The sequence below is a fragment of the candidate division KSB1 bacterium genome (genome assembly GCA_034506335.1).
GTDB lineage: Bacteria > Zhuqueibacterota > Zhuqueibacteria > JANLFK01 > Oleimicrobiaceae > Oleimicrobium.
The window spans coordinates 1-25,833 of record JAPDPR010000029.1; the positions used below are offsets into that span (position 1 = coordinate 1).

The window sequence follows — 25,833 nt, forward strand, 5'->3', positions numbered from 1 at the left end:
GCGAAACGCGCCCTGGTCAAGTTGGAGATCAGCAGGCCATGGCATAAGGTTGAGTGACATCGCTTGTTCCTCCGGTGTTGACGCCCACACGCCGCATCCAAGGCATAGCACGATGAGAAATGCGAATTTCATGGCAACTATCCCTCACATTATGTTGCTGCAAAACTCGGTGCACAGTTTCGGCCTTCCATCCGGCAAGAGGGCCGGAGTGCGTCATCGCTCGCTAATTGACCGAGGTCGATCTCTGTGGCCAATCCGTGATTTCCTCCTGCGAGGCCCTACCGACGATTGTGCTCACCGGGAGGGGCGCAAAGGACTTTCCCTTAGAGGCAAAGAATTCTTCCTGGCCCACCCGATTGCACAGGGCGAAGAGCCATCGCTTTCGATACGTGGCCACCCGCCTTGTCCGTCGAATAGCTCTGCGGTGCCTCGCGCGGTCCCCCTGCCTTTGCCAGCACCACCAGCCTTGTTCCGCGCAGGCGCCTCAGTCGCACAAAGGGTCCCTCCTAGGTTGGGCTTGGCCTTGGGGGTAGAAGGACGCGAGGCCACCTTCTGGCAAAGTCGCCGGTTGCCCTGCCTTCTTGCCGTTCCGCTCCACCGCAGCAACTGGGCCTCGCGCGTCATTTTTCAAGTCCCAGGTGACCTGCTCCCGAATCGAGGGGGAGCGAAATGATCGAGTCATACCGTCCTATCTTCTCGGTGAAGAAGCGTCCTGTTGCTGTAGCCGTACTGCTGTACTCACCCTTGCCATGGTGCGCTCTATGGCATCGCCCTCCATGGTGAGGCGGATCGCCTGTTGGGGACAAACCATCGCGCAGCGGCCACATCCACGGCAGGCGTCCGAGATCGCAGCGCGCCGTCCATTCAGGGTGATGGCGCCGACAAAGCAGATGCCGTTGGCACAGACACCGCAGCCGTCGCACGCCCCAGTCACAGTCACCGATACCCCCGGCATGCGCGCAAAGCGAGCGGAGATAAAGGGAGCAAGAGAGGGGAGGAAGCGATACAAGCAACAGCACGGGCAGCAGTGACAGACCGTGAGGAGTTCCTCCCCAGGCTTGACTCCTAGCCAAAGGGCATCTAGCCGGTTCCGGCCGATCAAATGCACCAGACCTGCTTGCCGACAACGTTCCACGTGCGCATGGGCTTCGGCCCGCGTAACCAGCTTGCCCAGCCGCGGGTTGATCTGTAGCACGGGACGGCCCATGAACAGGCACCCCAATTCGATCGGGTAGTCCTGGCAGTGGGCGGCAGACCGGCAAATGCAAAAATTCATGATCCAATGGTACTGTGCCACGTCGATGAAATGATGCACCACCTGTGCCGGCAGAACAGTCTGTTCAGGCACCGCCACGCTCTGGTGTACGTGGACCACTTCTGAGCGGGGGAGAAAGATAATGTCGTCCCCGGCGAAAAGGAGGCGGTCGAAGATGCGGCCCAAAAGAGGCACGCGGGAGAGCCGTGCCAGGCGAAAGCGCTGGGCAAATCCTCGCTTGAGAAGCTCCACAAACCAAAGGGGACGTGCCATAGGTGGCTCACACGCTGCGCGTCTCTGGCACAAGGCTCAAAACAGCTTGTGCAAATTGCGAAAGATGGCGAGCCAGTGCGCGTTGGCGACAAATCGCCGGTTCCGTACCAGGCGCAGGAGTGGGGGGAGTTTTCCCCACCAGTGCCGGGCGAAAAGGAGCGGCACCGCCTCTGCCGCCAGGCCGCGAGCCCCTTGGTCATAGGGGAACCACCAGGGCGAGTCAGGTTTGCGGCCGGGGTCGAGGCTGGTGTACTTCAGCTGAACCATCTCCAGCAGCCCCCAGGTGGCCCGCGTCCTACCAATGCCGCTCTGCTTGTAGCCTCCCCACGGTGCGGCAGGTTCCCCCCAGGTGGCCGGACCGTCGTTGATGATCACCGTAGCCGCCTGCAGCTCCCGCATGAGCCTTTCCGCGGTGGCTTTGCTCCGGGTCCACCCGTAGGCGGACAAGCCATAAGGGCTATCGTTGGCTAGCCTGATCGCCTCCTCCAGCGAGTCGACCACCATGATGGGCAGCACCGGACCGAAGGTCTCCTCGGTCATCACCTTCATCGTGTGGTCCACATTGGTGAGGACCGTGGGTGCGTAGAAAAAGCCCCTGCCTTGGAGCCGGTGACCGCCTGCCAGGACCTTCGCCCCCTTGCTCACTGCATCCTCCACGTGGGCACTGACTGTGGCCAATTGCTCCGCTGTGGTCAACGGACCAATATCGGTATCTGCTTGGAGGGGATCGCCTACGCGCAGAGCCCGTACCAGTTCAACACAAGCGGCGATGAACTGTTCGGCGATGGGGCGTTCCACATAGACGCGCTCGATGCTCGCACAGACTTGGCCGGAAGTGAACATTGCACCCCATACCACGCCGCGCGCCGCACGCGCCAAGTGCGCATCAGAAGCCACCACGGCCGGGTCCTTGCCGCCCAGCTCCAGCACGACTGGCGCCACGTGTCCGGCCGCACTTTGCATCACCAGGCGGCCGACGTTCGTGCTGCCGGTAAAGACAATCTTCCGCACCGCAGGGTGTGAGGTAAGCTCCGGCGCTACCTCGTCGGTGACAAAGACCGTGGAAAAGGCAGTGCGCGGGTACCCTCCGCGCCCCAGCAGCTCGTCGATCTTTTGGCCGATGAGAATGCTATTGGGGGCAGGTTTGTACACAACGGTGTTGCCGGCAACAAGCGCCGCGGCAATCTCTGGCAACGCCACAGAAAATGGGTAATTCCACGGAGCGATAACCGAGACCACGCCGTAGGGCTCCCGGCGATACGTGCTCCTCTTGTGCGCGAGAAGAATAAGCTCGTGCGGAGCTCTCTTGTCGCTAAGCACTCGTGGCGCAATGCGGGTGAGGTGACGCAGCGCGCCTAATACGGGCAAGATTTCGGCAACAAGGGCCTCACAGATCGGTTTGCCCTGCTCCAAGGCGAGAATGCGGGCGATAGTCTCCCGTTCGTCCGCGATCAGGCGGATAAGCCGGCGGCAGGCAGCAAGGCGCTCATGGAGCGGTACCTCCCGCCATGTCATATACCCCCCTGCTACCGTCTCAATGACCTTACGCACCTCCTGACGCGACAGGGGGGTGACTTGAGCCAGGACTTCCTCGGTGGTCGGGTTGATCGATGTCAGCATGGTCATGTGCAGTGTCTGTATCTTTTGACTACTTAGTTCTGATCCCACGCGGCCGGCCGGGGCGGCACATGGTGCATGATGTATTCGGCAAGGGCTGTGATAGTGAGGCTCGGGTTCACGCCAAGGTTGGCCGGCATGATGGAGCCGTCCGTGATGTAAAGGTTCTCGTAGCCGAACACGCGCCCGTACTTGTCCACAACGCCATCGTCTGGGCTGCTCCCCATAGTGCACCCGCCGAGTATGTGCGCGGACAAGGGGACGTTCAACATCACCTCAGTTACCGCACTGGCCGGAATGCCGCCGATACGCTGGGCAATGCGTCGCGCTGCCCGATTCGCAGCAGGGATGTAGGTGGGCGTAGGCTTGTCGGTGGGTGCGGAGGTCACTTTCCAGGCAAATGGCAACCACCAGCGACGCCGCATCACCAGTCGCAACCGGTTGTCCACTGTTTGCATGGTCAGCAGGATCAGCACGCGCGTGGCCCACCCAAAGGGCCAGTGCACGCGCAGCCAGGCAACGGGGTGGTGGAGGCAGTTGAGGATGTGCCGCAGTGGCCGCCCCAGGCGCGACCCGCCGTCCGTGCAGAGGGTGGAGAGCCAGAACATCGCCCCCGAACCCTGAGGGTAGCGTACCGCTTCGATGTGGGTGCTTTCGTCGACGAAGAGGCTCGAGCCGATGGCGACCCCCTCACACAGCTTCATGTGCCGTCCCTTAGCACGCACGCCCACGATGACTTCGCTATTGGTCCGAGCACCAAAGCCCAGTTGTTCCGAAATATTCGGCAGACCACCGCTGCGCTTGCTGGCCCAGAGGATGCGGAAAGTGCCCAAGGCCCCAGCCGCGCACACCACGCCTCGTGCCTTAAGCACCCGTGTTCTGCCAAAGCCCACCGAGGGGCGCGTGTAAACAGCGTAACCCCCTTCAGGAAGAGCTGCGACCCTGGTGGCAGTGGTGAGGGCAATGATGCGAGTGCCGAGGCGTTCCGCGAGGTAAAGATAGTTGCGGTCGAGCGAGTTTTTCCCGCCCGCCTTGCACCCCACCATGCAGCGGGCTTTAGAGTCGCACCCGCTGCGCGGCGGGCCCAATCCGCCAAAGTAAGGGTCTGGCACTGTCACGCCCGGTTCGCCGAAAAAGATGCCCACCTGGGTTAGCCGGAAGCAGTCTTCTCGGCCGATTTCGCGAGCGTAGTCACGCAAGAGCTGGTCTGCTGGCCAGAGACGTGGAGGGATAGTGACGCCGAGCATGCGTTTGGCCTCGGCATAAAACGGAGCAAGGGTGGCCTTCCAGTCTGGGTCCAGTCCTGCCCACTGCGGGTCGCGAAAGAAAGCATCGGGCGGCTCGAAGAGCACGGCGCAGTAGACCAGACTGCCTCCACCCACGCCGGCGCCGCTGAGGACCAGCACATTCCGGAGAAGGGTGAGGCGCTGGATGCCGGTGCAGAAGAGGCGCGGAATATAGAGCCATTTCCAGATCTGCCAGTTGGTGCTGGCATAGTCTTCGTTGCGAAAGCGTCGCCCGCTTTCCACTACCAGGACCCGATACCCTTTTTCCGCCAAGCGCAGCGCCGCCACGCTACCGCCAAACCCGGAACCGATGACGATAAAGTCGGCGTCGTAGGTCACAAGAACCTCCTGCCTCTGTCCTTGGCACCTGCGAGTTTTGGGGTGCAATATACGAAAACTTCCCTGAAAATCAAACACTTTCTCGCGAAGCCTTCCTGCTCGATTGTGAGGATTCTCGCCCGCGAAGACCACCGAGGTGCGCAAGGGTCTCTTCAAAGAGTGGTCACTCGGCATCGAGGACGGCCTGCCTCTTTTCTTTGGGGAACTCTGCGTTCTGCGCCGGCTGCTTTTGGCGCAATGGCCGCCGAGTGCACAGTGCACCCGAAGCACTTGGTACCAGAAGGACGGCCGGCACAAACGGCACGTTGCGTCCTTTGCGCGGAAGCTCCGGAGAAAATCTCTTGCCTTTTTCCGGAAATAGTCTTAACATTACCTCCTAACGAGACGCCCGAAGTAGGGGGGCCTGGAGTGACAACCCATCATGAGCCAGGGTGTTGTGAAGAGCAAGAATACACTCGTGCTTAGAATCCACCACCGCTGTGGTGCGGTGGGGAACCCCTCCGGCAGACCATGCGAATTCCACATCAGTCGCCAAGCCCGCGATCGCTACGCTTTTGACGCTCGCCTTTTTACCAGCTCTGGAAACGTGATTTTCCCGGACTTTCATGCCACCCGGGTCTTTGCGCAAAAAATGAATGAGAAGCGCGACCTGGTGAACTTTCCCGAGCGTGCAGTCCGCGCTGGCCACATCAATGCCATGGGGCTCATCGACGAGATCCTGCATTACGTCGTGACCCTGTTCCGTGAGCAGGTACGTCCGGAGGTCATGGAGTTGGCCTTGGCATGGCTCGAGGACCGCCACGGAAAAGATGCGGTGGCCGAAACGCTTCGGCGCTTTGTGGACGAATTCCCCCCGGTGGCGGTCTATCGGGGCGGGCAGACGGCGGAAGAGTACTTGGGTGGAGACACGGCGGGCGTTTCCAACCGGTGCATCGCGCTGGAGGAAATGCTGCTCCTTTGGCTGGCCAACGTCAACCCTGCATTTTCGCCCTTCCTTGAGCTGTTTGATGACTCTGCTCTGGCGCGCAGTACCGCCTACCGCGAGATCATGGCGAGCTTGCACCAGTTTTTCGACACCCAGCCCCGATTCGGACCTGACAACCAGAATCTGGTGGACATGCTCCGCAGCCCTGCTATCCACGTGCCGCATTCCTTGTCAGGGCAGCTCCACTACATGCTGGAGCGGTGGGGGTTACTCTTGGGCAAGTACCTGTACCGCCTCCTTACCAGCCTGGATGTGATAAAAGAGGAGGAAAAGCTCCGCATCGTGGGCGGGCCTGTGCCCACCCGGGTCTATGAGTTCTCCCGATTGGCCGGGGAGCCAGAGCGCTTCACCCCAGACCGCGAATGGATGCCGCGCCTGGTGTTGATAGCCAAGAGCACCTTTGTGTGGCTCGATCAGCTTTCCAAGAAATACCAGCGGCCCATCACGCGACTGGACCAGATCCCCGACGAGGAGCTGGATCGCCTGGCTGCATGGGGCTTTACCGGTCTGTGGCTAATAGGCATCTGGGAGCGAAGCTCGGCGTCGCGGACCATCAAACGGCTGTGCGGCAACCCTGAGGCGGAAGCCTCGGCTTATGCGCTGTACGACTATCAAGTGGCGCGCGAACTGGGCGGTGAGGAGGCGCTGCGTTCGCTGGTTGATCGGTGCTGGCAGCGGGGCATCCGCTTGGCCAGCGACATGGTACCCAACCACATGGGCATCGATTCACGCTGGGTAGTCGAACACCCCGATTGGTTCATTTCCGTCCCCTATCCACCTTTCCCTTCTTACTCCTTCACCGGGCCCAATCTTTCTTCCGACGGGCGCATGGAGGTCTACATCGAAGACCATTACTACACGCGGACAGACGCCGCAGTAGTATTCAAGCGTGTTGACCCAGCCACTGGGGAGGTGCGCTACATTTATCACGGCAACGATGGCACCAGCATGCCCTGGAACGATACGGCGCAGCTGAACTACCTCAAGCCCGAGGTGCGCGAGGCAGTGATGCAGACGATTCTCCGGGTGGCGCGCCTGTTTCCCATCATTCGCTTCGACGCAGCGATGACGCTGACGAAGCGGCATTATCAGCGGCTGTGGTTTCCGCAGCCGGGCTCCGGAGGCGACATCCCGTCGCGTGCCGAGCATGCACTTACGCGCGAGCAATTCGATATGCTGATGCCGGAGGAGTTTTGGCGGCAGGTGGTGGACCGAGTAGCCGCCGAAAGCCCCGACACACTCCTCCTTGCCGAAGCCTTCTGGCTCATGGAAGGCTACTTTGTCCGCACCCTGGGCATGCATCGGGTGTACAACTCTGCCTTCATGAACATGCTCAAGAACGAGGAGAACCAGAAGTACCGCAGCGTGATCAAGAACACCATCGAGTTCAACCCTGAGATACTCAAGCGCTATGTGAACTTTATGAACAACCCGGACGAGCAGACGGCCGTGGTGCAGTTCGGCAAGGGGGACAAGTACTTTGGTGTGTGCACGATGATGGTCACTATGCCAGGTCTGCCCATGTTCGGGCATGGCCAAATCGAGGGATTTGCCGAGAAGTATGGGATGGAATACCGCCGGGCCTATTGGGATGAACAGCCGGATTGGGACCTGGTGCGCCGCCACGAGCGCGAAATCTTCCCCCTGCTGCGGAAGCGCTACCTATTCGCGCACGTGGAGAACTTTGTCCTGTACGATTTTTTTACTCCCGAAGGGCACGTCAATGAAAACGTGTTTGCTTATTCCAACCGCTATGGCGATGAACGGGCCCTTGTCGTCTACAACAACTCGCTGACGAGGGCATGGGGCTGGATCAAGAGCTCGGCGCGGTTCCTTGACCTGACCGATTCGCGGCAATTGGTGCAGAGGTCACTAGGCGAGGGGCTAGCTTTGCCCACTGGGGAGGATTCCTACTGCATATTTCGCGACCACGTGACCGGCCTTGAGTACCTGCGCAATTGTCGGGGACTGTGGGACCAGGGGTTATACGTGGAACTGGCAGGCTACCAGTACCATGTGTTCCTGGACTTTCGTCTGGTGAAGGACGATGCCCTCGGGCGATATCGTCAGCTGGAAGCCCTCCTGAACGGCGGGGGTGTGCCCTCTATCCAGGAGGCCATGCGAGAGTTGTTCCTGCGCCCCTTGCACGAGGCCTTCGCTAAGTGCATCAGCCCGGAGGTGGTGCAGGCGTTCATACTTGCGGTGAAGAACCCGGATGGGAAGAGGGACGATCGGCTTGCCGTAGTGGTTGGGTCGGTTCAGGAGTTTCTGGCCGAAGCCGCGAAGGTAGTGGGCGACGTGGAGATCGGGGGGATCATCGCAAAGCGAGCCTCCCAGGCCATCGCGGGGCTGGTTCACCTCGAGGAGTTAGTGGCACAGCTGAGGCGGTCGCGCTCCACACGGGCCGGCCGCGCCGCCGCACTTATCACTGCTACGCTTGACGATGTGCCTTTTTCCTGGGCAGTGCTCCTGTGCTGGCTGGCCGTGCGAGATCTAGGGCGAATGGCGGGTGAAGAGGAGCCAGCGTTGCGCAGTCGGAGCTTCATCGACGAATGGCTATTAGGCAAGCGGATACTGGCCGCCTTTCAACGGATGGGCTTTGCAGATCCTCGGGCGGAAGAGGGGCTTAGGGAGATAATGGTACTCACTACTCACCAGAGGTGGTTCGAAGAGGCGGGGCCCGCTCGCGGTCGCGCCTATCGGATCCTGCATCGCCTCTTTGGAGACGAAGAGGTACAACAGCGGCTTGGTGTGAACCGCTATCAAGACGTGCTCTGGTTCAACAAGGAGGCATTTGCCGATCTGGTGCGCTGGCTAGTGACGGCCGCGGCCGTGGAAGCCCTGGCTGATCCCTCGCGCGATCCGGCTGAAGCTGCTCGGTGGCTGAGGCCCCATCTGGCCGTGATGGAACATTGGCTCCGGGCTGAGCAGCGTTCCGACTACCAGGTGCAAAAGCTGTTTGCGAATCTGGAGTGACCAGTGGGCGTGGAGCACAGCAGAGGCAAGCTGAGGGCAACGGTCTCTTTTTTTCCGGGGTTGGGCGTTGTCGTGTGGGCGGCGGCAATGGCGGCAGGAGTGCTGTGCGCCGCGCGGAGCAAGCCCGCGGGCTCCAAAGTTCCGCCTCCTGCAATCAAGTGGGCTCCCCGCCACTACGTGTGTATGCGGGGCTGGAACCTGAGCATCGATGGCGCCTTGCTCGAAGACGCATGGCAGCTGGCTCCCTGGACCGAGGAGTTCGTGGATATCGAAGGCGAACACAAACAGAAGCCCCGCTTCCAGACCCGCGCCAAGATGCTGTGGGACGACTCCTGCTTCTACGTGGGCGCAGAGCTGCGGGAACCGGATTTGTGGGCTACATTGCGGCAGCGGGACACGGTCATCTTCCGCGACAACGACTTTGAAGTATTCATAGACCCAGACGGCGACACACACCTTTATTACGAGCTGGAAGTGAACGCCCTGGGCACGGCCTGGGATCTCCTTCTGCCCAAGCCCTATCGCGATGGGGGGCCGGCGGTGAACGCCTGGGATATCCGCGGGTTGCGCGTGGGGGTGCGCCTGGAGGGAACGTTGAACAATCCCACAGACGAGGACAGTGGGTGGACAGTGGAAATTGCTATGCCCTGGGTGGTGCTGAGCGAGTGCGCCGCCCACCCTGGGCCACCGCTGCCCGGCGAGTACTGGCGCGTGAATTTCTCCCGTGTGGAATGGCACACCGAGGTGAGAGGGGGGCGCTATGAAAAGGTGAAAGACCCGAAAACTCAACAACCGCTCCCTGAGGACAACTGGGTCTGGTCGCCCCAAGGGGTCATCAACATGCACTACCCGGAAATGTGGGGATTTGTGCACTTTTGCCCGGCTCCCGCAGGGAGCGCTCTGTGTCCGTTCAGCGTGCCCGAGCACGAAAGGACTAAGTGGGTGCTTCGGCAGCTCTACTACGCTCAATGGCACTTTTGGAGCGCACACGGTGTATTCGCAAACAAGCTTCGGCTCCTCGGTGTGCCTGAGGTGCGAGACGGGAAAGCGCAGCTCATTGTCGGACCTCACACCTTTGTTGCTGGCTACCAGACCCGGGATCACCAACAATGGTGGATCACCCAGGACGGGCGAACCTGGAAGGAATGAGAAGGTGAAGAGAAAGTGAACCTCAGCCTGCTTGACTGGTTCATCGTGGCGGGGATGGTGGCACTGACCGGTGCGGTGGTGCTGACCAGCAGGACGCACATGCGGAGCGTGGCAGACTTTTTGGCTGCTGGCCGCACCGCCGGTCGCTACGTCATCAGCGTGTCGCAGGGCATGGCCGCCCTGGGAGCCATCACGGTAGTAGCTACCTTTGAGATGAACTATTACGCCGGTCTGCCTATGACCTGGTGGGGCTTTATGATGACCCCGGTCGTCGTACTCATCACTGTGACCGGCTGGGTGGTCTACCGCTTTCGTCAGACGCGTGCGCTCACCATGGCGCAGTTCTTCGAGATGCGCTACAGCCGGCGCTTCCGCATTTTCGCCGGAACCCTGGCCTTTGTCTCCGGCATCATCAATTTCGGCATCTTCCCGGCGGTGGGTGCCCGCTTTTTCATCTACTTCTGCGGCCTGCCGCAATCGATCCACCTTGCTGGCCTGGAGATCTCCACTTTCCCTCTCACCATGGCCGTGTTGCTCTCTTTGTCACTTACCTTCGTCTTCGCCGGCGGGCAGATTGCGGTCATTATCACCGATTTTGTTCAGGGGCTCTTCGCAAACGTGGTGTTTCTGGTCCTGGTGCTCTATTTCATGCGCGTATTCGACTGGGCCCATATCGCCCAGGCTCTGCAATCAGCGCCTGCTGATGCCTCGCTCATCAATCCGTTTCACACCACCAAGGTGGAACACTTTAACCTCTGGTATTTTCTGATTGGGGTCTATGGTGCGGTCTACAGCACTCTTTCCTGGCAGGGGACGCAGGGATACAACGCCTCGGCGAAGAATGCGCATGAAGCGAAAATGGCTGGGGTGCTCAGCAACTGGCGGGGGTTCCCTCAAAATATGATGCTCCTGTTCTTGCCGATTTGCGCTTACACCGTGCTGCACCATGGCTTGTTTGCCGAGCACGCGGCGCAGACCGAGCAGGTGCTCTCCGGGATCGCCAACAAGGCAGTTCGCAGCCAGCTCACCGTACCGATGGCGTTGCTGCACTTCATGCCGCACGGTTTGCTGGGCGCATTTGTGGCAGTGATGTTAGCGGCCCTGGTGAGCACCGATGAGGCCTACCTGCACTCGTGGGGCAGCATCTTCGTGCAGGACGTACTTGTGCCGATGCGCGGGCGGCGATTGGAGCCGCGCGCGCACATCAAATGGTTGCGGATGGCAATCCTGGGCGTGGCGGTATTCAGCTTCTTTTTTAGCCTGCTATTCAAACAGAGCGAGTACATCTTGCTCTTCTTTGCTATCACCGGCGCGATTTACGCCGGAGGATCGGGCGCAGTCATCATCGGCGGCCTTTACTGGAAGCGCGGCACCACTGCCGCCGCGTGGGCAGCCTTGATCACTGGCTCCACTGTGGCTGTTGCGGGTATCGTCCTCCAACAGCTCATTGCTGACTTTCCCATCAACGGGCAGGTGTGCTGGTTCATCGCTATGGTGAGCTCCACAGTCGTCTACATACTCGTGTCGCTTTTTCACCGCGGGGAGCCATTTGATATGGACCGCCTGCTCCATCGGGGCCGGTATCGCATCGCAGGGGAGTACACGGAGGTGGACGCCACCCCGCAGCGCGGATGGAAAGTACTCGGCATGGGACCGGAGTTTACTCGTGGGGACCGGGCTCTCTACATAGCCACCTACGCCTGGAGTGGGTTGTGGGTGGCCGTGTTTGTGGCCGGTACCATCTACAATCTGACACACCAGGTGCCGGACAGTGCATGGCTCTCCTTCTGGCGAGGCTACCTACTCCTGGGCACCGCCATCGCCATGGTGGTGACCGTGTGGCTTGCGGTGGGCGGCTTCCGGGACGCGCGCGAGATGCTGCACCGTCTGGCCACCATGAAGCGCGACCTGCGGGACGACGGCACCGTGGATCGGCCTCTGACGGGTGCTCAACGTTCCGAACAAGCCAGTAGGGACCTGACGGTTCGTAGCAAATAAGAGCGCGGCTCGAAGTGGCGCAAGAGACCCTGAGAAGGGCGGGATGGGAAACTGCGCATTTTGCTGGCCAGAGGCCCGATTATCGCCCGAAAGTTCAGACCAAAATCACCGAGGTGGACCAATGAACACATTCGCTTCCCCCAAGACGGGGACCGCACCCGTGGAAATCGTCTCTTTCTCCAATCGAACCCGGGATGACCGCCGTCTCCTCAAGCGCTTTGTTGACTTTCACTGGCACCATTACCGGGGGGACTCGCAGTACATACCCCTTCTTGACTACGAGTACTTAGGATTCAAACTCCTTGGCATCACCGGCTTCTTCGAGCCGCAGAACCTTTTCTTCCGACATGCGGACATGCGGTTCTTTTTGGCAATGCGCGATGGCCAAGTTGTAGGGCGCTGCAACGCCTTTGTCAATCGTCGACACAACGAGCGATGGCAGGACCGAGTGGGCTTCTTCGGACAGTTTGAGTCCATTGACGACCAGGCGGTGGCAAATGCGCTTCTCGAGGCCGCTGCGGCATGGCTCAAAGAGCGTGGCATGGACACAATGCGCGGCCCGCAAAACCTTCCGGTGAACGAGGCTACCCCAGGGCTGCTCACCGAAGGGTTCGCATCTCGTCCGGTGATGTACTACCACTATAACAAGCCCTACTACGCGCGGCTGCTCAGCGAGGCAGGGTTCACGCCGGTCAAAAGAGTAAAGTCGTGGGAAGTGGAAGTGATGAAACCCATGGAGGAAAAGCTGGTGCGTGTGGCCGAGAAAGTCATCCAGCGCTACGGGGTCACGATCGAGAGGTGGGACCAGAGGCCGTTGCGCGTGCGCAAGCAGGAGATGTTGACGATTTACAACGAAGCGTGGCAGGACAACTTTGGCTTTGTCCCGTTTACCGAAGAGGAGTTCAACAAAATTGTGGATGACATGCAGCTCATCATGGACAAGGGGCTGTTCATTTTTCTGTACGTGCACGGAGAGCCGGCGGCCTTTTTTGGCGGTGTGCCCAATATTGTGGAGCGCATGCGTCCTGCGCCCTGGTGCCCACGGTGTGAGCTGCTGCGCGCCGCATGGATGCTGGCCACCAAAGGCAAGACCAGAGGGTTCCGGCTCGGCTACTTAGGCGTGCGACCCAAATTCCGTCGCCTGGGCCTGGACGGCGTCATGCTCTGGCAGCAGAAGCTCTACGCGCAAAAGAAGGGGTACCAGTATTGCGATATGGGGTGGGTCCTGGAGGACAACGTCATGGTAATCCGGCTGGTGGAGATGATGGGCGCCGTTCCCTCCAAGACCTACACCATCTACCAACGCGCGATTCCCTGAGGTTGCTTGTTGGAGTAGAGGAGTTTGCCGGACCAAAGCATAGGAGGGACCATGCGCCGGAAATGGACATGGATGAGTAGCGCGCTGATCACGCTGGCGGTGGCTAGCGGATGGCCGCAACAAGGTGGCTTCGATGGTTTGACCATGGGCTTGGGCACGCTCCCACTTCTGTCGCGGGCACAAACTCGCTCCATTAGTCCGGAGAATTTTACTGGCGAAAAGGGCAAGGGAGGAATGGCCACCTTGGAGCAAGGAGCCGCGGCCCACGCGGCGCGCGACCTGGGCGTGGGATGGAAGGTTTCGCCGTACATCATCATTGAGCCGAAGCAGACCTTTGTCCTTGCCGAAATCAAGGGCCCGGGAGCTATCCAGCACATTTGGATGACCCCGACCGGGAACTGGCGCTTCAGCATCCTCCGATTCTACTGGGATGGCGAGGAGACGCCGTCAGTAGAGGTGCCGGTGGGCGACTTTTTCGCCTGTGGTCTAGGCAGGTATGCGCAGGTGAGCTCGCTTCCGGTCTGCGTGAACCCGGGGAGCGCCTTCAACTGCTACTGGGTCATGCCTTTCCGCAAGTCGTGCCGAATAACCATGGAGAACTTGGACGATCAGAAGATGACCCTCTACTACCAGATCGATTACACGCTGACCCCTGTGCCCGAGGATGCAGCCTACTTCCACGCCCAGTTCCGGCGGGTGAATCCCTTGCCTTACAAGTCCGTGTACACCATTCTGGACGGCGTCAAAGGGTGGGGCCACTACGTGGGCACCTACGTGTGCTGGGGTTCGCACAGCACCGGATGGTGGGGCGAGGGTGAGATCAAGTTCTACATTGACGGTGACAAAGATTTCCCCACGATTTGTGGAACAGGGACCGAGGACTACTTCTGCGGCTCTTATGGGTTTGTAGTGGACGACCGATACCGCGAGTACACAACGCCCTACTCGGGTATGCCGCAGGTGATTACTCCTGACGGCCTGTGGAACTCGCAGCAGCGCTTCGGGCTCTACCGCTGGCACATTATGGACCCGGTGCGGTTCGAGAAAGATCTCAGGGTAACCATCCAGGCCTTAGGCTGGCAGTCTGGGGGCAGGTATCAGCCGCTGCAAGACGATATCTCCTCAGTCGCCTACTGGTACCAGCGGGAGCCCCATGCGCCATTCCCCAAGTTGCCGGACCGCGACTACCTAGAGCTGAAGTGAGAGCAGGTCGTTCTCGCCCTCGGGATGCCAAAGCCGGCGCCAGATTGAAACAAACAGGGCCTCCACGTGGTGGAGTGGAGGCCCTGGCAACCAATGAGCGTCACCGTCCACTTAGCCAGCTATAGCCTCCCGCACCAGGCGGCCCACGGTGCGAAAATCCACCTTGCCGCTACCCATCTTGGGCATGTCTGGCAAGACCACAAACTGCTTCGGCAGCGCGATGGCGGGCAGTTCTTTGGCAAGAGCTTTGAGAATTGAGCGCTCGTCCACCTTTTGCGTTACGGCGGCGACGATCTTGGCGCCCTTCTTGGCGTCTGGGACTTCAACCACGCAACAACTCACCCCTGGCGGGAGCAGCTTCTCCAAGACTGTCTCGGTGCGAACCAACGAGATCATCTCGCCGCCTATTTTCACGAAGCGCTTGAGGCGCCCCCGATGCCAAAGGTAGCCGTCTTCGTCCAGGACGCCCATATCGCCTGTGTCGTACCACCCATCGCGGATGCGCAGCGAGGTCTCCTCCAAGTCGCCGAAATAACCCTTCATCACCAAGTCGCCTTTGACCAAGATCTTTCCCTCCTTGCCCGGCGGGAGTTCTTTGCCGGTGGTCACGTCGGCGATCTTGACCTGCACGCTGGGCAAAGGCAAGCCGATGCTTCCTGGGCGATTGTGCTCCGGCGTATTGACCGACACCACTGGGCTGGTCTCGGTGCAACCGTATCCTTCCAACAGGACCTTTTTGTGCTTAGCCCAGTAGCCTTCGCGCAAAGAGTCGGGGGTTTTGTCCGCCCCCGCCACTAACAGCCGGAGCGTCTCAAAGTCGCCGGGTTTGGACTCGCGTAGATAGCCGGCGAAGAAGATGGGCGTGGCAGCGATCATGGTGGCCTTTTCCTCGCGAATGTAGGTGGGGATGTTCTTGTAATCGAGAGGATTGGCGCAGGTGACGCTGGTCATGCCCACAATGAGCGGCAGCCAAAAGTTCACGGTGTAGCCGAACACGTGGAACAGGGGCAAGATGGCCATGACCACGTCCTCTTCCCGCAGATCGAACACTTGACGAACGTCGCGGATGTTGGCACCGATGTTGCGATGGGTGAGCTGGACGGCCTTGGGCTCCTTTTCGCTGCCACTGGTGAAGAGTATCACGACGTTGTCGTCGATGTCGGCAGGAGGCAAAGAACGAATGATGCTACCCACCGGCATCTTAGAGCGGAGGGCAGCGGTCAGCTTGTCGGCAGTGCCGATTTCCGCCATCAGGTCCTCGAGAAAGATCATGCCCGGCACAATGGGGCAGCGTATACGTTCCAAGAGCGCCCGAGAGGTAACAATCGTCTTGAAGCCGCACTTGTTCTGCGCGTATTCGCAGTTGTCAGCCGCGCCGGTGGAGTAGTTGATCATGACGGGCACTTTGCCGGCCATGATAACCCCTAACGTGGCCAGAAATGCACCGGCCGAGGTGGGCACCATCACGCCCACAAAGCCCTCGGGATATTTCTTGAACTTTTTGGCCAGAATCAGTGAGGCAATGAGGGCTTTTGAGTAGCTCACCCGTTTATCAGTAGTGCGATCAATGATGGCCATCTTGTTGCCCAATTTCTTGGCGTTGTGAATGAACTGGTGATGCAGGATCATGGGTCCTCCGCCGTTGATTCAAAGCGGTGCTGTTTTCTACTGAACGAAATTCAGGGCATATTTACACAAAATATTGCAAAAAGTCAACGAATTTTTTTCCAGATGGGAAGGTAATATTGTGACGACGGGGGGATGAGGGGATGCATGCACGAACGGACTTCCAAGGTCAAAGTGCGCTGAGCGTCGGGGCTGGAGATGGCAAGCGCGCCTGGTTTGCGCATAGAGTAGGTGCCAGAACCAGACGCTGCAGTGGTTTTTACCCCCTCCTTCATGGAGTGGGTGGCATCGGGCAAGAGAGGCGGACTAGGTCGGCGACAAGTGGAAGTGAGGAAGCACGCACTATGGGAAGGTATGGACTGATCTTGATGGCCTCGGCTGGCGTGTTTTTCGCCTCCCCAGGTGTTGTCCCCGTGCACGCTCAGGTGGAGCGCCACTCCGACGTGGCGCAGCGAGTGGTGATGTGCGCGCTAGAGGACACGGTGGGGTACCACCTCTTACGGGAGCTTTGTGCAATCGGTCCCCGCCTGGTGGGCTCGGCCAAAGGGATGGAGGCGATTCGTTGGGCCAAGGCCACCATGCAGAGGTTGGGGCTGGCGAATGTGCAGCTACAAGAGGTCTCTGTGCCTCGATGGGAACGCGGCGGCCGGGAAGAGGCCGAAGTGGTCTCCCCCAGGGCATTGAAAGGCCGGCGCCTGCGGGTAGCTGCCCTCGGTGGCAGCGTTGGCACCGGACCAAAGGGTCTTTGTGCTCCGGTGGTTGAGGTGCACGACCTGGAGGAGGTGCGCAGAAGAGCAGATGAGGTGAGGGGGCGCATCGTGTTCTTCAACCGGCCGATGGAGCGACACCTGGTGGATACATTCGCCGCCTATGGTCGAGCTGTGGACCAGCGGGTGGAGGGACCAGCTGTGGCTGCCAGCGTGGGGGCTGTGGCAGCCATAGTGCGCTCAGTCACGACCAGCGCTGACAACGTCCCGCATGTGGGCACCCTGCGATACGAGGAGCGTGGGCCAGAGATCCCCGCAGTGGCAATCGGGGTGCAGGATGCCGAGAAACTGGCCACGTGGCTCGGTGGGTACCGCGAAGTCCAGGTCCTACTTCGCCTGTCGTGTCGCACTCTAGGCCGCACCACCTCGTACAACCTGATGGCCGAACTCCCGGGCCGCGAGCTCCCGGAGGAAGTGATCGTGGTGGCGGGTCATTTCGACAGCTGGGATCAAGGGGATGGGGCCCACGATGATGGTGCCGGATGCATCCAGGCGCTGGAGGTTTTGGACCTCCTGCGAAGGGTGGGAGTTCAGCCGCGGCGCACTGTGCGCGTGGTCTTTTTCCTTAACGAAGAGTTTGGCCTGGATGGGGCACGCACCTACGCGAGCTGGGCGGACTCTACGGCGGTGCGCCACATAGCGGCCATCGAGAGCGATCGCGGCGCGTTCACCCCACGAGGTTTTTTTGTGGATGGCGCCGACAGCGTGGTAACCCGCATTCAACAGTGGCTGCCCCTGTTGCATCTTGCCCTTATCGAGTGGGTGCGCAAAGGCGGCAGTGGCGCGGACATCGCCCAGATCAAAGGTGCGAAGGCCCTCATAGGCTACGTACCTGACTGCCAACGTTATTTTGACTACCACCACTCCGCGAACGACGTCTTCGCTGCTGTGCATCCCAGAGAATTCGAGCTGGGGGCCGCAGCCATGGCCATTTTGACTTACCTGATCGCCGAGGAGGGACTGTGAACCATCTCGCGGGGAGTGGGCCCATGTGCTCAAGTGCGACTGCGGGCCAGGAGGAGCTCTGCATAGGAAGTGGCCACAATGTGCTCTTGCGTGATGCCGAAATGGGTACAGAGCTCTTTAACGCGCGCCGTGGCCGCGGCCTCCTGTCGCGGATGCGACAACACCGCTTCAAACTCGATGAAGGAACCTATACCTCGCACGGTATCCAGGTGAATGCGGACATTATCCAGGAGGTAGAGGGTTCGAACCTTATCGACGACAACCAGCGTGTCGAGAACCATGCTTAGAGTGCGGCAGAGTGCGGCGCCGTCGGGCACCGAGCAGATATGGTAGCTGCTCGGCCGTGCCGTAGCGGTGTCCGCACGGTGGTAGGCGATAAGCTCGGCCGGTTGGCCCGGTACGCGTCGCACCTTGATCCTGCCTCTGGGCGTGGCAAAGTAGGTGTCGGTTTGGCGTCTGCGCCACTGCCGTGTGGCTCCCAGTGCGCGCGCCACACGCGCTGCGCGCTGCAGGTCATCATAGCGCGCCTTTAGTTCGACGTTCTGCATCCGGTCACCTCCGCATCAGGGTTGTCCGGGCGTGGGCACGTGCTCTTTGTTGGGGCAAGGGCGAAGATTGGTCGCTGCTCGGCAGATGGGCCCATGGTGAGACAGTCCAGAGCTTTCGCTGTCGCCCCTGCCAGGCCGCGGCTTCCGCCCTGTGCGAGGGACGGTAGGAGTAGATGCCCACGTTCTGTCAATTGCTGTGGAAAGCTATTGAAAGTGTGCGCATTTTCCAATACCTTTGTTGCGAAAGTGTGGAGCTCAATGAAACCAATCTCCGCCGCGCTCGTATAGACAGGCGATTTCGCGCGCCGTGTATCCCGGCACCGGAGAAGCGTATCGCTTGCCGTTGATCCACTATTTTGGGAGGGTCGTCGATGCGCACTTTGCGATTTGTCTGTGTATTGCTGCTCCTGAGCTCGGTGGCCTGGCCACAGGTGGATGTCCCACCCGCCGGTTTGGCCTCCATTACGCCGCCAGAAATGTATGCCCATGTGGCGTTTCTCGCCAGTGACGAGATGCGAGGCCGTGATACGCCCAGTCCCGAACTTCGGCGCGCCGCCGACTACATTGCTGCGGAGTTTGCACGCTACGGCCTTTCTCCCACGACGCGCCAGCGCAGCTTCCTGGTGCCGTTTCCCCTGGAGCGCGTGGCGCTTTCTGCGCCCAATTCGCTCGTGGTCATAGGCCCTGATGGGGAGCGGGAGTTTGCCATCAAGGAGGACTTTGTGCCCATCCACATTTCGGGCAGCCGGCAAGTGGAGGCACCGGTGGTCTTTGCCGGCTATGGCATCACTGCGCCAGAATTCGGCTACGACGATTACCAGGGATTGGACGCGAAGGGGAAATACGTGCTAGTGATGAGCCAAGAGCCGCAGGAGAAGGACAGCACCAGTGTGTTTGACGGCGCTAAGGACACGGAGTACTGCAAGGTACTGGTCAAGGCCCAGATAGCCATCGACCACGGGGCGATAGGGCTGCTGCTGGTGAGGAATCCCAACAACTCCCGCTTCCGGCGGCCGCCCAACGTGTGGCCTGAGCTCATGAACCGTCCGCCTGCTAACATCAAACCGCCGCTTACCCTGGCCGGAGGCCAAGAGGGACAGCTTGTGGCGGCCTACGTGGGGCGCGAACTTGCCGAGTACCTACTCGCCGAATCGGGTAAGAATCTCGCGGAGTGGCAGAGGCTGATCGACGAAAAGTGCCAGCCGCACTCGTTCCCCATCGCTGACAAGCGGGTTCGCTTGCAAGTGACGCTGAGCGCCGAGGTGGATTCGGTGTACAACGTTGCCGGCTACTGGGAGGGCGCTGATCCCGCGCTCAAGGAGGAGGTGGTGGTCGTCGGCGCGCACTATGACCACGTGGGCGCCCCGGGTGACACCATCTACAACGGCGCCGACGACAATGCCTCTGGGACCGCTGGCCTGTTGGAGGTGGCGCAGGCATTCGCAACAAGTGGAGAGCGGCCACGTCGCAGCCTTCTCTTCATTACCTTCGCGGGTGAGGAGAAGGGGCTATTCGGTTCGCGCTATTACGCTGACCATCCGCTTCTGCCACTTGACAAGACGGTGGCAATGTTGAATCTGGATATGATCGGCCGCAATGACTCGAACATGGTGGCCATCATCGGGAGCAAGACCAGTTCCCGCCTCACGGAGCTCAACAAACAGGCCAACACGCTGGTGGGGATGGAGCTCTCGTACAAATGGGATCGCTACTTCCGGCAGAGTGACCATTACTCCTTCTATCGCAAACAGATTCCCGTGCTGTTTTTCAATACCGGCGACCACCCGGACCTGCACAGGCCCACGGACGATGTAGACAAGCTGGACCCGCGCAAGATGGCCCGGGTCGGAAAACTGGTCTTTGCCACCGCGTGGCTGGTGGCCAATGATGCGCAGCGCCCCGACTTTGTCGACGTGAGTGAGAGCACCTCCGAGGCTGAGCGCCCCGCTTCCCGCTCGCGCTAGACAAGTAGATGGCAATGAACCTAACTCAAGGAGGAAACATGAAACCTATTAACCGCGCGTACCGCTACGGTTGGGGGCTGATGCTGGCAGCGGTGCTAGTTGTTGCCTGTGCGGGGCCGAAGGCGTTCAACTACGGCGGCCCGGAGACGGGCTTCATTCTCAGCTACCGTGCAGCCAAAGGGCAGGCGCTGACCTACCAGATGCACAACGAGAGCCGCATGACCCAGGAAATGATGGGTCAAGAGATGCAGGTCAACACCGTGCAGGACTTTGGCTGGACGCTGCGTTCTCTGGGTTCTTCTCCCGAGGGCAATGTACGCTGGCAGATCACCTTCAATCAGTTTCTCACCACGGGCAAGGGTCCCCAGGGCGACTTTACCATGGATGGCAAGGAGCTTGTGGGCAAGAGTGCCGAGCTGGTCACTTCGCCGGAGGGCAAGATCATAGCCAGAATCGGCTTCGACAAACTCCCTAAGCTCAACGTGATGGGCCAGGAGGTGGACATGGGCGCGCAATTCCGGGAGTTGCTGGTCGCCTTGCCGGCGCAGCCGGTGAAGATCGGCGATACCTGGGAGGAGACGCGCACCGATACCATGAAGCAGTCGGGAGTGGACCTTCTCCTTTCTTCAAAGACGCGTTACACCGTGGCGGAGCAGACGGTCTGCGACGGGCAGGAGTGCCTGAAGGTTAACTCGCAGAGCACCTTCACCGTCGGCGGGCAAGGAAGCCAGATGGGGGCAAACATCAGCTTTGAGGGGGAGGGTGAGTCAAGCGGCTATTTTCTATTTGCCTATAAGACAGGCACTCTTCTGGAGGTGGTCAGCGAACGACTCATGGAAGGCACCGCTGCAGTCAGTGGCCCCATGGACATGACTATTCCCATGAGCCAGGAGATCAAGTCCACGCTCCGGCTCGTCAAGTAGTCTACCCGCGGGCGGCCCTGCGCGCAGGAAAGTGCAGGGCCGCTCCGCGCGTGCATCCGCCTTTCTACCTCCCGCCGCGGGGCGCTCTCCCTGCAATTCTCCTCCCTTACAAACACTATGCCACAGCCGGGAAAAGGAGCTTGACAATAAGGGGCAATTCTCTTATATTAGGACGGCCTTGACGAGTGTGGGGTTATGGAGTTGTCCTGGAGAACGCATTGCAGGTCACGCTCGAACAGGTGAAGTACCTTGCTCAGCTGGTGCACCTCCGTCTCGGGCCGGACGAAGAGCTCATGGCCTCAGAGCTTTCGCGCATTGTGGCGTACATGAAAACGCTTGATGAGGTGTCAGTGGCTGAAGTGCCACCTTTAGAGCAGGTTCCTGTCGCGGTTAGCCAGTTGCGCACGGACCTCGTCAGGCCTGGGCTATGGCGTGAGGAGGCACTGGCGTTGGCGCCGAAGACGCGCGCCGGTTTCTTCAGTGTGCCCAAGGTGAAGTGAGGCCGCACGATGCGTGCAGTAGGTATCATCCCGGCGCGGTGGGATTCGACTCGCTTCCCAGGCAAGCCCCTCGCTGACATTGCTGGCAAACCCATGATCCAGTGGGTGTACGAGAGGGCGCAACGGGCTGCGCTCCTGTCGCAAGTGATCGTGGCCACAGACGACGAGCGCATCGAGGAGGCCGTCCGCGCCTTTGGCGGCGAGGTGGCCATGACGCCGCGTCACCTCGCCTCAGGCACAGACCGCGTTGCCCTGGTGGCAAGGGACATGCCGGTGGAAATCGTGGTCAACATCCAGGGTGATGAGCCTCTCATCGAGCCGGCGGCGATCGACCAAGCAGTACGGCTCCTCATCGACGACCCCGAGGCGGTGGTAGGAACCCTGGCGCGCGAGGTGAAAGACCCAGCCGAGCTTGCTGACCCCAACACCGTGCGCGTGGTCCTTGACCGCAAAGGGTACGCCCTCTATTTCTCGCGCGCCGCTATCCCTTTTGTGCGGGACTGCTCTTCGCCCGAGGAGTGGCTCAAACGTTGCACGTTCTACAATCACATCGGCCTCTACGTGTTTCGACGCAGTTTCTTACTCAAATATGCCACCTTGCCCCAGACGCCCTTGGAGCAGGCAGAAAAGCTGGAACAGCTGCGTGTTTTGGAGCACGGTTATCGCATCCGTGTAGGGATTACCAACAGCGTACCCCTGTGCGTTGACACCCCTGAGGACTTGGAGCGAGTGCGGGAAGAGGTGAGGAGGAGAGGATGGTAGCTGGGGCCAAGCAGACCAAGTACATCTTTGTTACCGGCGGCGTGGTGTCCTCCTTGGGCAAAGGTATTGCTTCTGCCTCCATTGGTCGGCTGCTCAAGGCGCGGGGCCTAAAGGTGACCATAATCAAGTTCGACCCCTACATCAACGTCGACCCGGGAACGCTGAGTCCATACCAACACGGCGAAGTGTACGTCACTGACGACGGCGCGGAGACCGACCTTGACCTGGGGCACTACGAGCGCTTCATGGACATCGACACCTCGGCGCGAAATAATGCCACCACCGGCCAGATTTACTACACGGTCATCCGCAAGGAGCGGCGTGGCGACTATCTCGGCAAGACAGTGCAGGTCGTCCCCCACATCACCGACGAGATCCAACGCCGGATTCTCCAGGTGGCGCCGGAGGGTGAACACTTTGACGTGGTGATCGCAGAGATCGGCGGCACCGTGGGCGATATCGAGAGTTTGCCATTTCTGGAGGCGATACGGCAGTTCTGCCTAGCGGTGGGACGGGAGAATGCCCTCAATGTCCACCTGACGCTGGTGCCCTACATCCGCGCAGCAGGCGAACTGAAGACCAAACCCACCCAGCATTCGGTGATGCGTCTGCGCGAAATCGGCATCCAGCCCGATATCCTTCTCTGTCGTACGGAGGTGCCGTTGGGCCGCGAGCAGCGGGAGAAAATCGGCCTCTTTTGCAGCGTGGCCCCGGATGCCGTCATCGAGGCCCCGGATGTAGAATCCATCTACGAGGTGCCCTTGGTCTTCGAAAGCGGCGGTCTCACCGACAAGATCGTCGAGTTACTCAACCTCAAGTGCGACAAGCCCGACCTGGCTACCTGGAAGGCCTTTGTGCACAAGGTGAAAAATCCTAGCGCCTTTGTGCGCATCGCCATCTGTGGCAAATACGCTGGGCTGCGCGATTCCTACAAGAGCATCGTGGAGGCGTTCGTGCATGCGGGCGTGGACCACGATGCACGCGTGGAGTTGAAGTGGATCGATGCCGAGGAGATCGAAAGGACCGGCGTAGAGGGGCGCCTTGATGATGTGTCCGGGCTCCTCGTACCCGGAGGCTTTGGCGAACGCGGCATCGAAGGCAAGATCGCTGCGGTCCGGTATGCGAGGGAGAATGCCCTGCCTTTCTTCGGCATCTGCTTGGGTTTGCAATGTGCCGTCATCGAGTTTGCGCGCAACGTGTGCGGCCTTCAGGGGGCAAATAGCCGTGAGTTCGACCAGGCCACCCCTTACCCGGTTATTGATTTGATGGAAACACAAACCCAAGTTGCCCAAATGGGTGGCACAATGCGCCTGGGAGCTTACACCTGCGAACTGGACAAACGTTCATTGGCCGCCAAGATCTATGGGCAGACCACGATTCGGGAACGCCATCGTCACCGCTACGAGGTAAACAACAAGTACGTGCCCCTTTTGCAGGAGAAGGGGATGGTGGTGAGCGGGCGAAACCCGGAAACCGGGCTTGTGGAGATGATTGAGCTGCACGGGCATCCCTGGTTTGTGGCGGGGCAATTTCATCCGGAGTACAAGTCGCGGGTGCTGAAGGCGCACCCTCTTTTCCGGGCTTTTGTAGGAGCCGCGCTCAAGCACAAGAACAGCCGCGGCGCACAGGGCAATGAATAGGTAAGGAGCAGGTCGCGGTGCGAACGGTCGTAGTTGGCGACATCAAGATTGGGCCTGATGAGCCCCTGGCGCTTATTGCAGGACCGTGCGTCATTGAGTCGGAGCAGCTGGTGTTGCGCACGGCGGCGGAGGTGCAGAAGATAGCCAAACGAGTGGGGATGCCCTTTATTTTCAAGTCGTCGTACTTGAAAGACAATCGTTCCTCGGCTACCTCGTACCAGGGCCCTGGATTGGACGAAGGGTTGCGCATTCTGCAGAAGGTGAAGTCAGAGCTGGGCGTGCCGGTGCTGTCGGACATTCACGACCAACACGAGGCGGGCCCTGCAGCCGAGGTCCTGGATGTGATCCAGATTCCGGCTTACTTGTCGATGCAGACCAGCCTCACGCTTGCCGCAGCACGGACGGGCAAGCCGCTCAATCTCAAAAAGGGCCAGTTCCTCGACCCGGCCGACATGAAGCACGTCATCGGCAAAGTGGAATGGGTGGGCAATTACAATATCTTGCTCACTGAGCGGGGCACGTTTTTCGGCTACCACAACCTGGTGGTGGATTTTCGCTCCTTTTCGGTGCTCCGCGGCTTGGGCTATCCGGTGGTCTTCGACCCGACGCACGCCATTCGCGTGTATGGGGTGCCCTCCAGTGACCCGGCAGGAGGGAGGCCGGAGTTTGTGCCGGGGTTAGCGCGCGCGGCGGTGGCCGCCGGCTGCGAGGCCGTCTTTATCGAGACGCACCCCAACTGCAGCGAGGCGCTGTGCGATGCGGCCAGTATGTGGCCCTTAGATAAACTGGAGCGCCTTTTGATTCATCTGCGCCGGATAGACGAGCTGCGGCGCGAGCTGGAGTACAAACAGCCAATCTCGTGAGGGGCCCGTGCGTGCCTCGGCGATACGACGCATACTCATGGTGTTTTTCGCCCTAGCCTGGAGCGTCCTCCAGGCTCCGGGACAGGAAACAAGCGTCACGGTGGCGGTGCTGGAGTTTCACAACGCCAGCGGGGTGAAGTCGTGGGATGCCCTGGGCAGCGTGGTGTCAGAGATGCTGAAGACCGAGCTCTCGCGCTCCCCGCATTTGCAGGTGCTGGAGCGAACTGCACTGGAAGGGGTGTTACGGGAGCTGGCGCTGCAGCAGAGCGGGGTGCTTCAGGAGCAGGAGGCTGTCGTAGTTGGGGAAATGGCTGGGGCGCGCTACGTGATTCAGGGCACCATCAGTCGCACTGCTCGTGGGCAGCGGCTGGATGCACACATCGTGGAGGTGAGCACCGGTCGGGTGCTGGGAGAAAAGGTGGAAGGGGACGCATCCGGTGCCTTGCCGCATATGGTGCAATTGCTGGCGCACAACATCATCTACGACCTCACTGGGAATGGAGGGCGCCTGCGGCAAGCGCGGCTGCGTAACTATCCGGCCCAATTTGCCATTGGGTCTACGCTCCTCTTCGGCCTGGCGGCGGTGGTCACCCATCTCAATTACCGCGATGCCCGGGCGGAGTACATGGAGGCTACCCACTTGGCCGAGTTCGACCGCGCCTATGAGCGGGCCAATGGCAACCTCAAGGCGCGCAATGTGCTCCTGGGCATGACAGGCGTATCGGCTCTCGTGAGTTTGTCACTGGTGGCAGCGAACAGCGCTGAGTCCAATTATCTGGTCGCTTCGGCAGAGCCGCTAAGCGAGGCAAAAGTAGCGCTACAGACGCGGTGGGAAGGGGACGGAGTGCGGTTAGCGTTGACTCTTCGCTGGTGAC

Annotated in this window: 19 protein-coding genes; 13 read left to right on the forward strand and 6 right to left on the reverse strand. The window is 60.2% G+C overall.

Features of this window, described 5'->3' with window-relative positions; translation table 11 throughout:
• Nucleotides 1-688 precede the first annotated feature (688 nt).
• From ONB25_09445 to ONB25_09460, 4 genes are all read right to left on the reverse strand, one after another.
• On the reverse strand, nt 689-1,528 hold the full coding sequence (locus ONB25_09445; protein ID MDZ7393101.1) for a 4Fe-4S binding protein: 840 nt from the start codon (nt 1,526-1,528) through the stop codon (nt 689-691).
• A 36-nt stretch (nt 1,529-1,564) separates the two neighbouring features.
• A complete protein-coding gene (locus ONB25_09450; protein ID MDZ7393102.1) occupies nt 1,565-3,154 on the reverse strand; it encodes an aldehyde dehydrogenase family protein in 1,590 nt (529 codons plus the stop codon).
• Nucleotides 3,155-3,180: 26 nt separating this feature from the next.
• On the reverse strand, nt 3,181-4,770 hold the full coding sequence (locus tag ONB25_09455) for a GMC family oxidoreductase (GenBank protein MDZ7393103.1): 1,590 nt from the start codon (nt 4,768-4,770) through the stop codon (nt 3,181-3,183).
• Nucleotides 4,771-4,933: 163 nt separating this feature from the next.
• Nucleotides 4,934-5,140: a hypothetical protein gene (locus ONB25_09460; protein MDZ7393104.1), complete on the reverse strand. Its 207-nt coding sequence runs from the start codon at nt 5,138-5,140 to the stop codon at nt 4,934-4,936.
• Between the two features lie 51 nt (nt 5,141-5,191).
• On the opposite strand from ONB25_09460, the gene ONB25_09465 reads away from it, so the two are divergent.
• From ONB25_09465 to ONB25_09485, 5 genes are all read left to right on the forward strand, one after another.
• Nucleotides 5,192-8,731 carry an alpha-amylase family glycosyl hydrolase gene (locus tag ONB25_09465; protein MDZ7393105.1) on the forward strand — a complete coding sequence of 1,180 codons (3,540 nt, stop codon included), beginning with the start codon at nt 5,192-5,194 and terminating at the stop codon, nt 8,729-8,731.
• A gap of 3 nt (nt 8,732-8,734) precedes the next feature.
• Nucleotides 8,735-9,880 (forward strand): carbohydrate-binding family 9-like protein, encoded by a 1,146-nt coding sequence (locus ONB25_09470; GenBank protein ID MDZ7393106.1) that lies wholly within the window; start codon nt 8,735-8,737, stop codon nt 9,878-9,880.
• 15 nt (nt 9,881-9,895) lie between these two features.
• A complete protein-coding gene (locus ONB25_09475; protein ID MDZ7393107.1) occupies nt 9,896-11,878 on the forward strand; it encodes a sodium:solute symporter in 1,983 nt (660 codons plus the stop codon).
• A 121-nt stretch (nt 11,879-11,999) separates the two neighbouring features.
• The gene (locus ONB25_09480) at nt 12,000-13,196 is read left to right on the forward strand and encodes a hypothetical protein (GenBank protein MDZ7393108.1); all 1,197 of its coding nucleotides are present in this window, start codon (nt 12,000-12,002) and stop codon (nt 13,194-13,196) included.
• A gap of 72 nt (nt 13,197-13,268) precedes the next feature.
• The gene (locus ONB25_09485) at nt 13,269-14,399 is read left to right on the forward strand and encodes a DUF2961 domain-containing protein (protein ID MDZ7393109.1); all 1,131 of its coding nucleotides are present in this window, start codon (nt 13,269-13,271) and stop codon (nt 14,397-14,399) included.
• A gap of 111 nt (nt 14,400-14,510) precedes the next feature.
• Here the strand turns inward: ONB25_09485 and ONB25_09490 are convergent, their stop codons facing one another.
• Entirely contained in the window at nt 14,511-16,028 is a 1,518-nt protein-coding gene (locus tag ONB25_09490; GenBank protein MDZ7393110.1) for an AMP-binding protein, read from the reverse strand.
• 341 nt (nt 16,029-16,369) lie between these two features.
• Between ONB25_09490 and ONB25_09495 the strand changes: the two genes are divergently transcribed.
• Nucleotides 16,370-17,758 (forward strand): M20/M25/M40 family metallo-hydrolase, encoded by a 1,389-nt coding sequence (locus tag ONB25_09495; protein MDZ7393111.1) that lies wholly within the window; start codon nt 16,370-16,372, stop codon nt 17,756-17,758.
• A gap of 29 nt (nt 17,759-17,787) precedes the next feature.
• Here ONB25_09495 and ONB25_09500 read toward each other — a convergent pair whose 3' ends face one another.
• Nucleotides 17,788-18,306, reverse strand: coding sequence for a class IV adenylate cyclase (locus ONB25_09500; protein MDZ7393112.1), 519 nt, complete (start codon nt 18,304-18,306; stop codon nt 17,788-17,790).
• A gap of 371 nt (nt 18,307-18,677) precedes the next feature.
• Between ONB25_09500 and ONB25_09505 the strand changes: the two genes are divergently transcribed.
• The 7 genes from ONB25_09505 (at nt 18,678) to ONB25_09535 (ending at nt 25,832) form a co-directional block, all read left to right on the forward strand.
• Complete coding sequence (locus ONB25_09505; protein MDZ7393113.1) at nt 18,678-20,270, forward strand: M20/M25/M40 family metallo-hydrolase; 1,593 nt, start codon at nt 18,678-18,680, stop codon at nt 20,268-20,270.
• Between the two features lie 38 nt (nt 20,271-20,308).
• Entirely contained in the window at nt 20,309-21,193 is an 885-nt protein-coding gene (locus tag ONB25_09510; protein MDZ7393114.1) for a DUF6263 family protein, read from the forward strand.
• Nucleotides 21,194-21,411: 218 nt separating this feature from the next.
• Nucleotides 21,412-21,693 carry an Asp-tRNA(Asn)/Glu-tRNA(Gln) amidotransferase subunit GatC gene (gene gatC, locus ONB25_09515; protein MDZ7393115.1) on the forward strand — a complete coding sequence of 94 codons (282 nt, stop codon included), beginning with the start codon at nt 21,412-21,414 and terminating at the stop codon, nt 21,691-21,693.
• Between the two features lie 9 nt (nt 21,694-21,702).
• A complete protein-coding gene (gene kdsB / locus ONB25_09520; GenBank protein ID MDZ7393116.1) occupies nt 21,703-22,455 on the forward strand; it encodes a 3-deoxy-manno-octulosonate cytidylyltransferase in 753 nt (250 codons plus the stop codon).
• Entirely contained in the window at nt 22,449-24,095 is a 1,647-nt protein-coding gene (locus ONB25_09525) for a CTP synthase (protein MDZ7393117.1), read from the forward strand. The genes kdsB and ONB25_09525 overlap by 7 nt, the downstream gene beginning before the upstream one ends.
• A 17-nt stretch (nt 24,096-24,112) precedes the next feature.
• A complete protein-coding gene (gene kdsA, locus ONB25_09530) occupies nt 24,113-24,958 on the forward strand; it encodes a 3-deoxy-8-phosphooctulonate synthase (GenBank protein MDZ7393118.1) in 846 nt (281 codons plus the stop codon).
• Nucleotides 24,959-24,965: 7 nt separating this feature from the next.
• The gene (locus tag ONB25_09535) at nt 24,966-25,832 is read left to right on the forward strand and encodes a CsgG/HfaB family protein (protein MDZ7393119.1); all 867 of its coding nucleotides are present in this window, start codon (nt 24,966-24,968) and stop codon (nt 25,830-25,832) included.
• Nucleotide 25,833 lies beyond the last annotated feature (1 nt).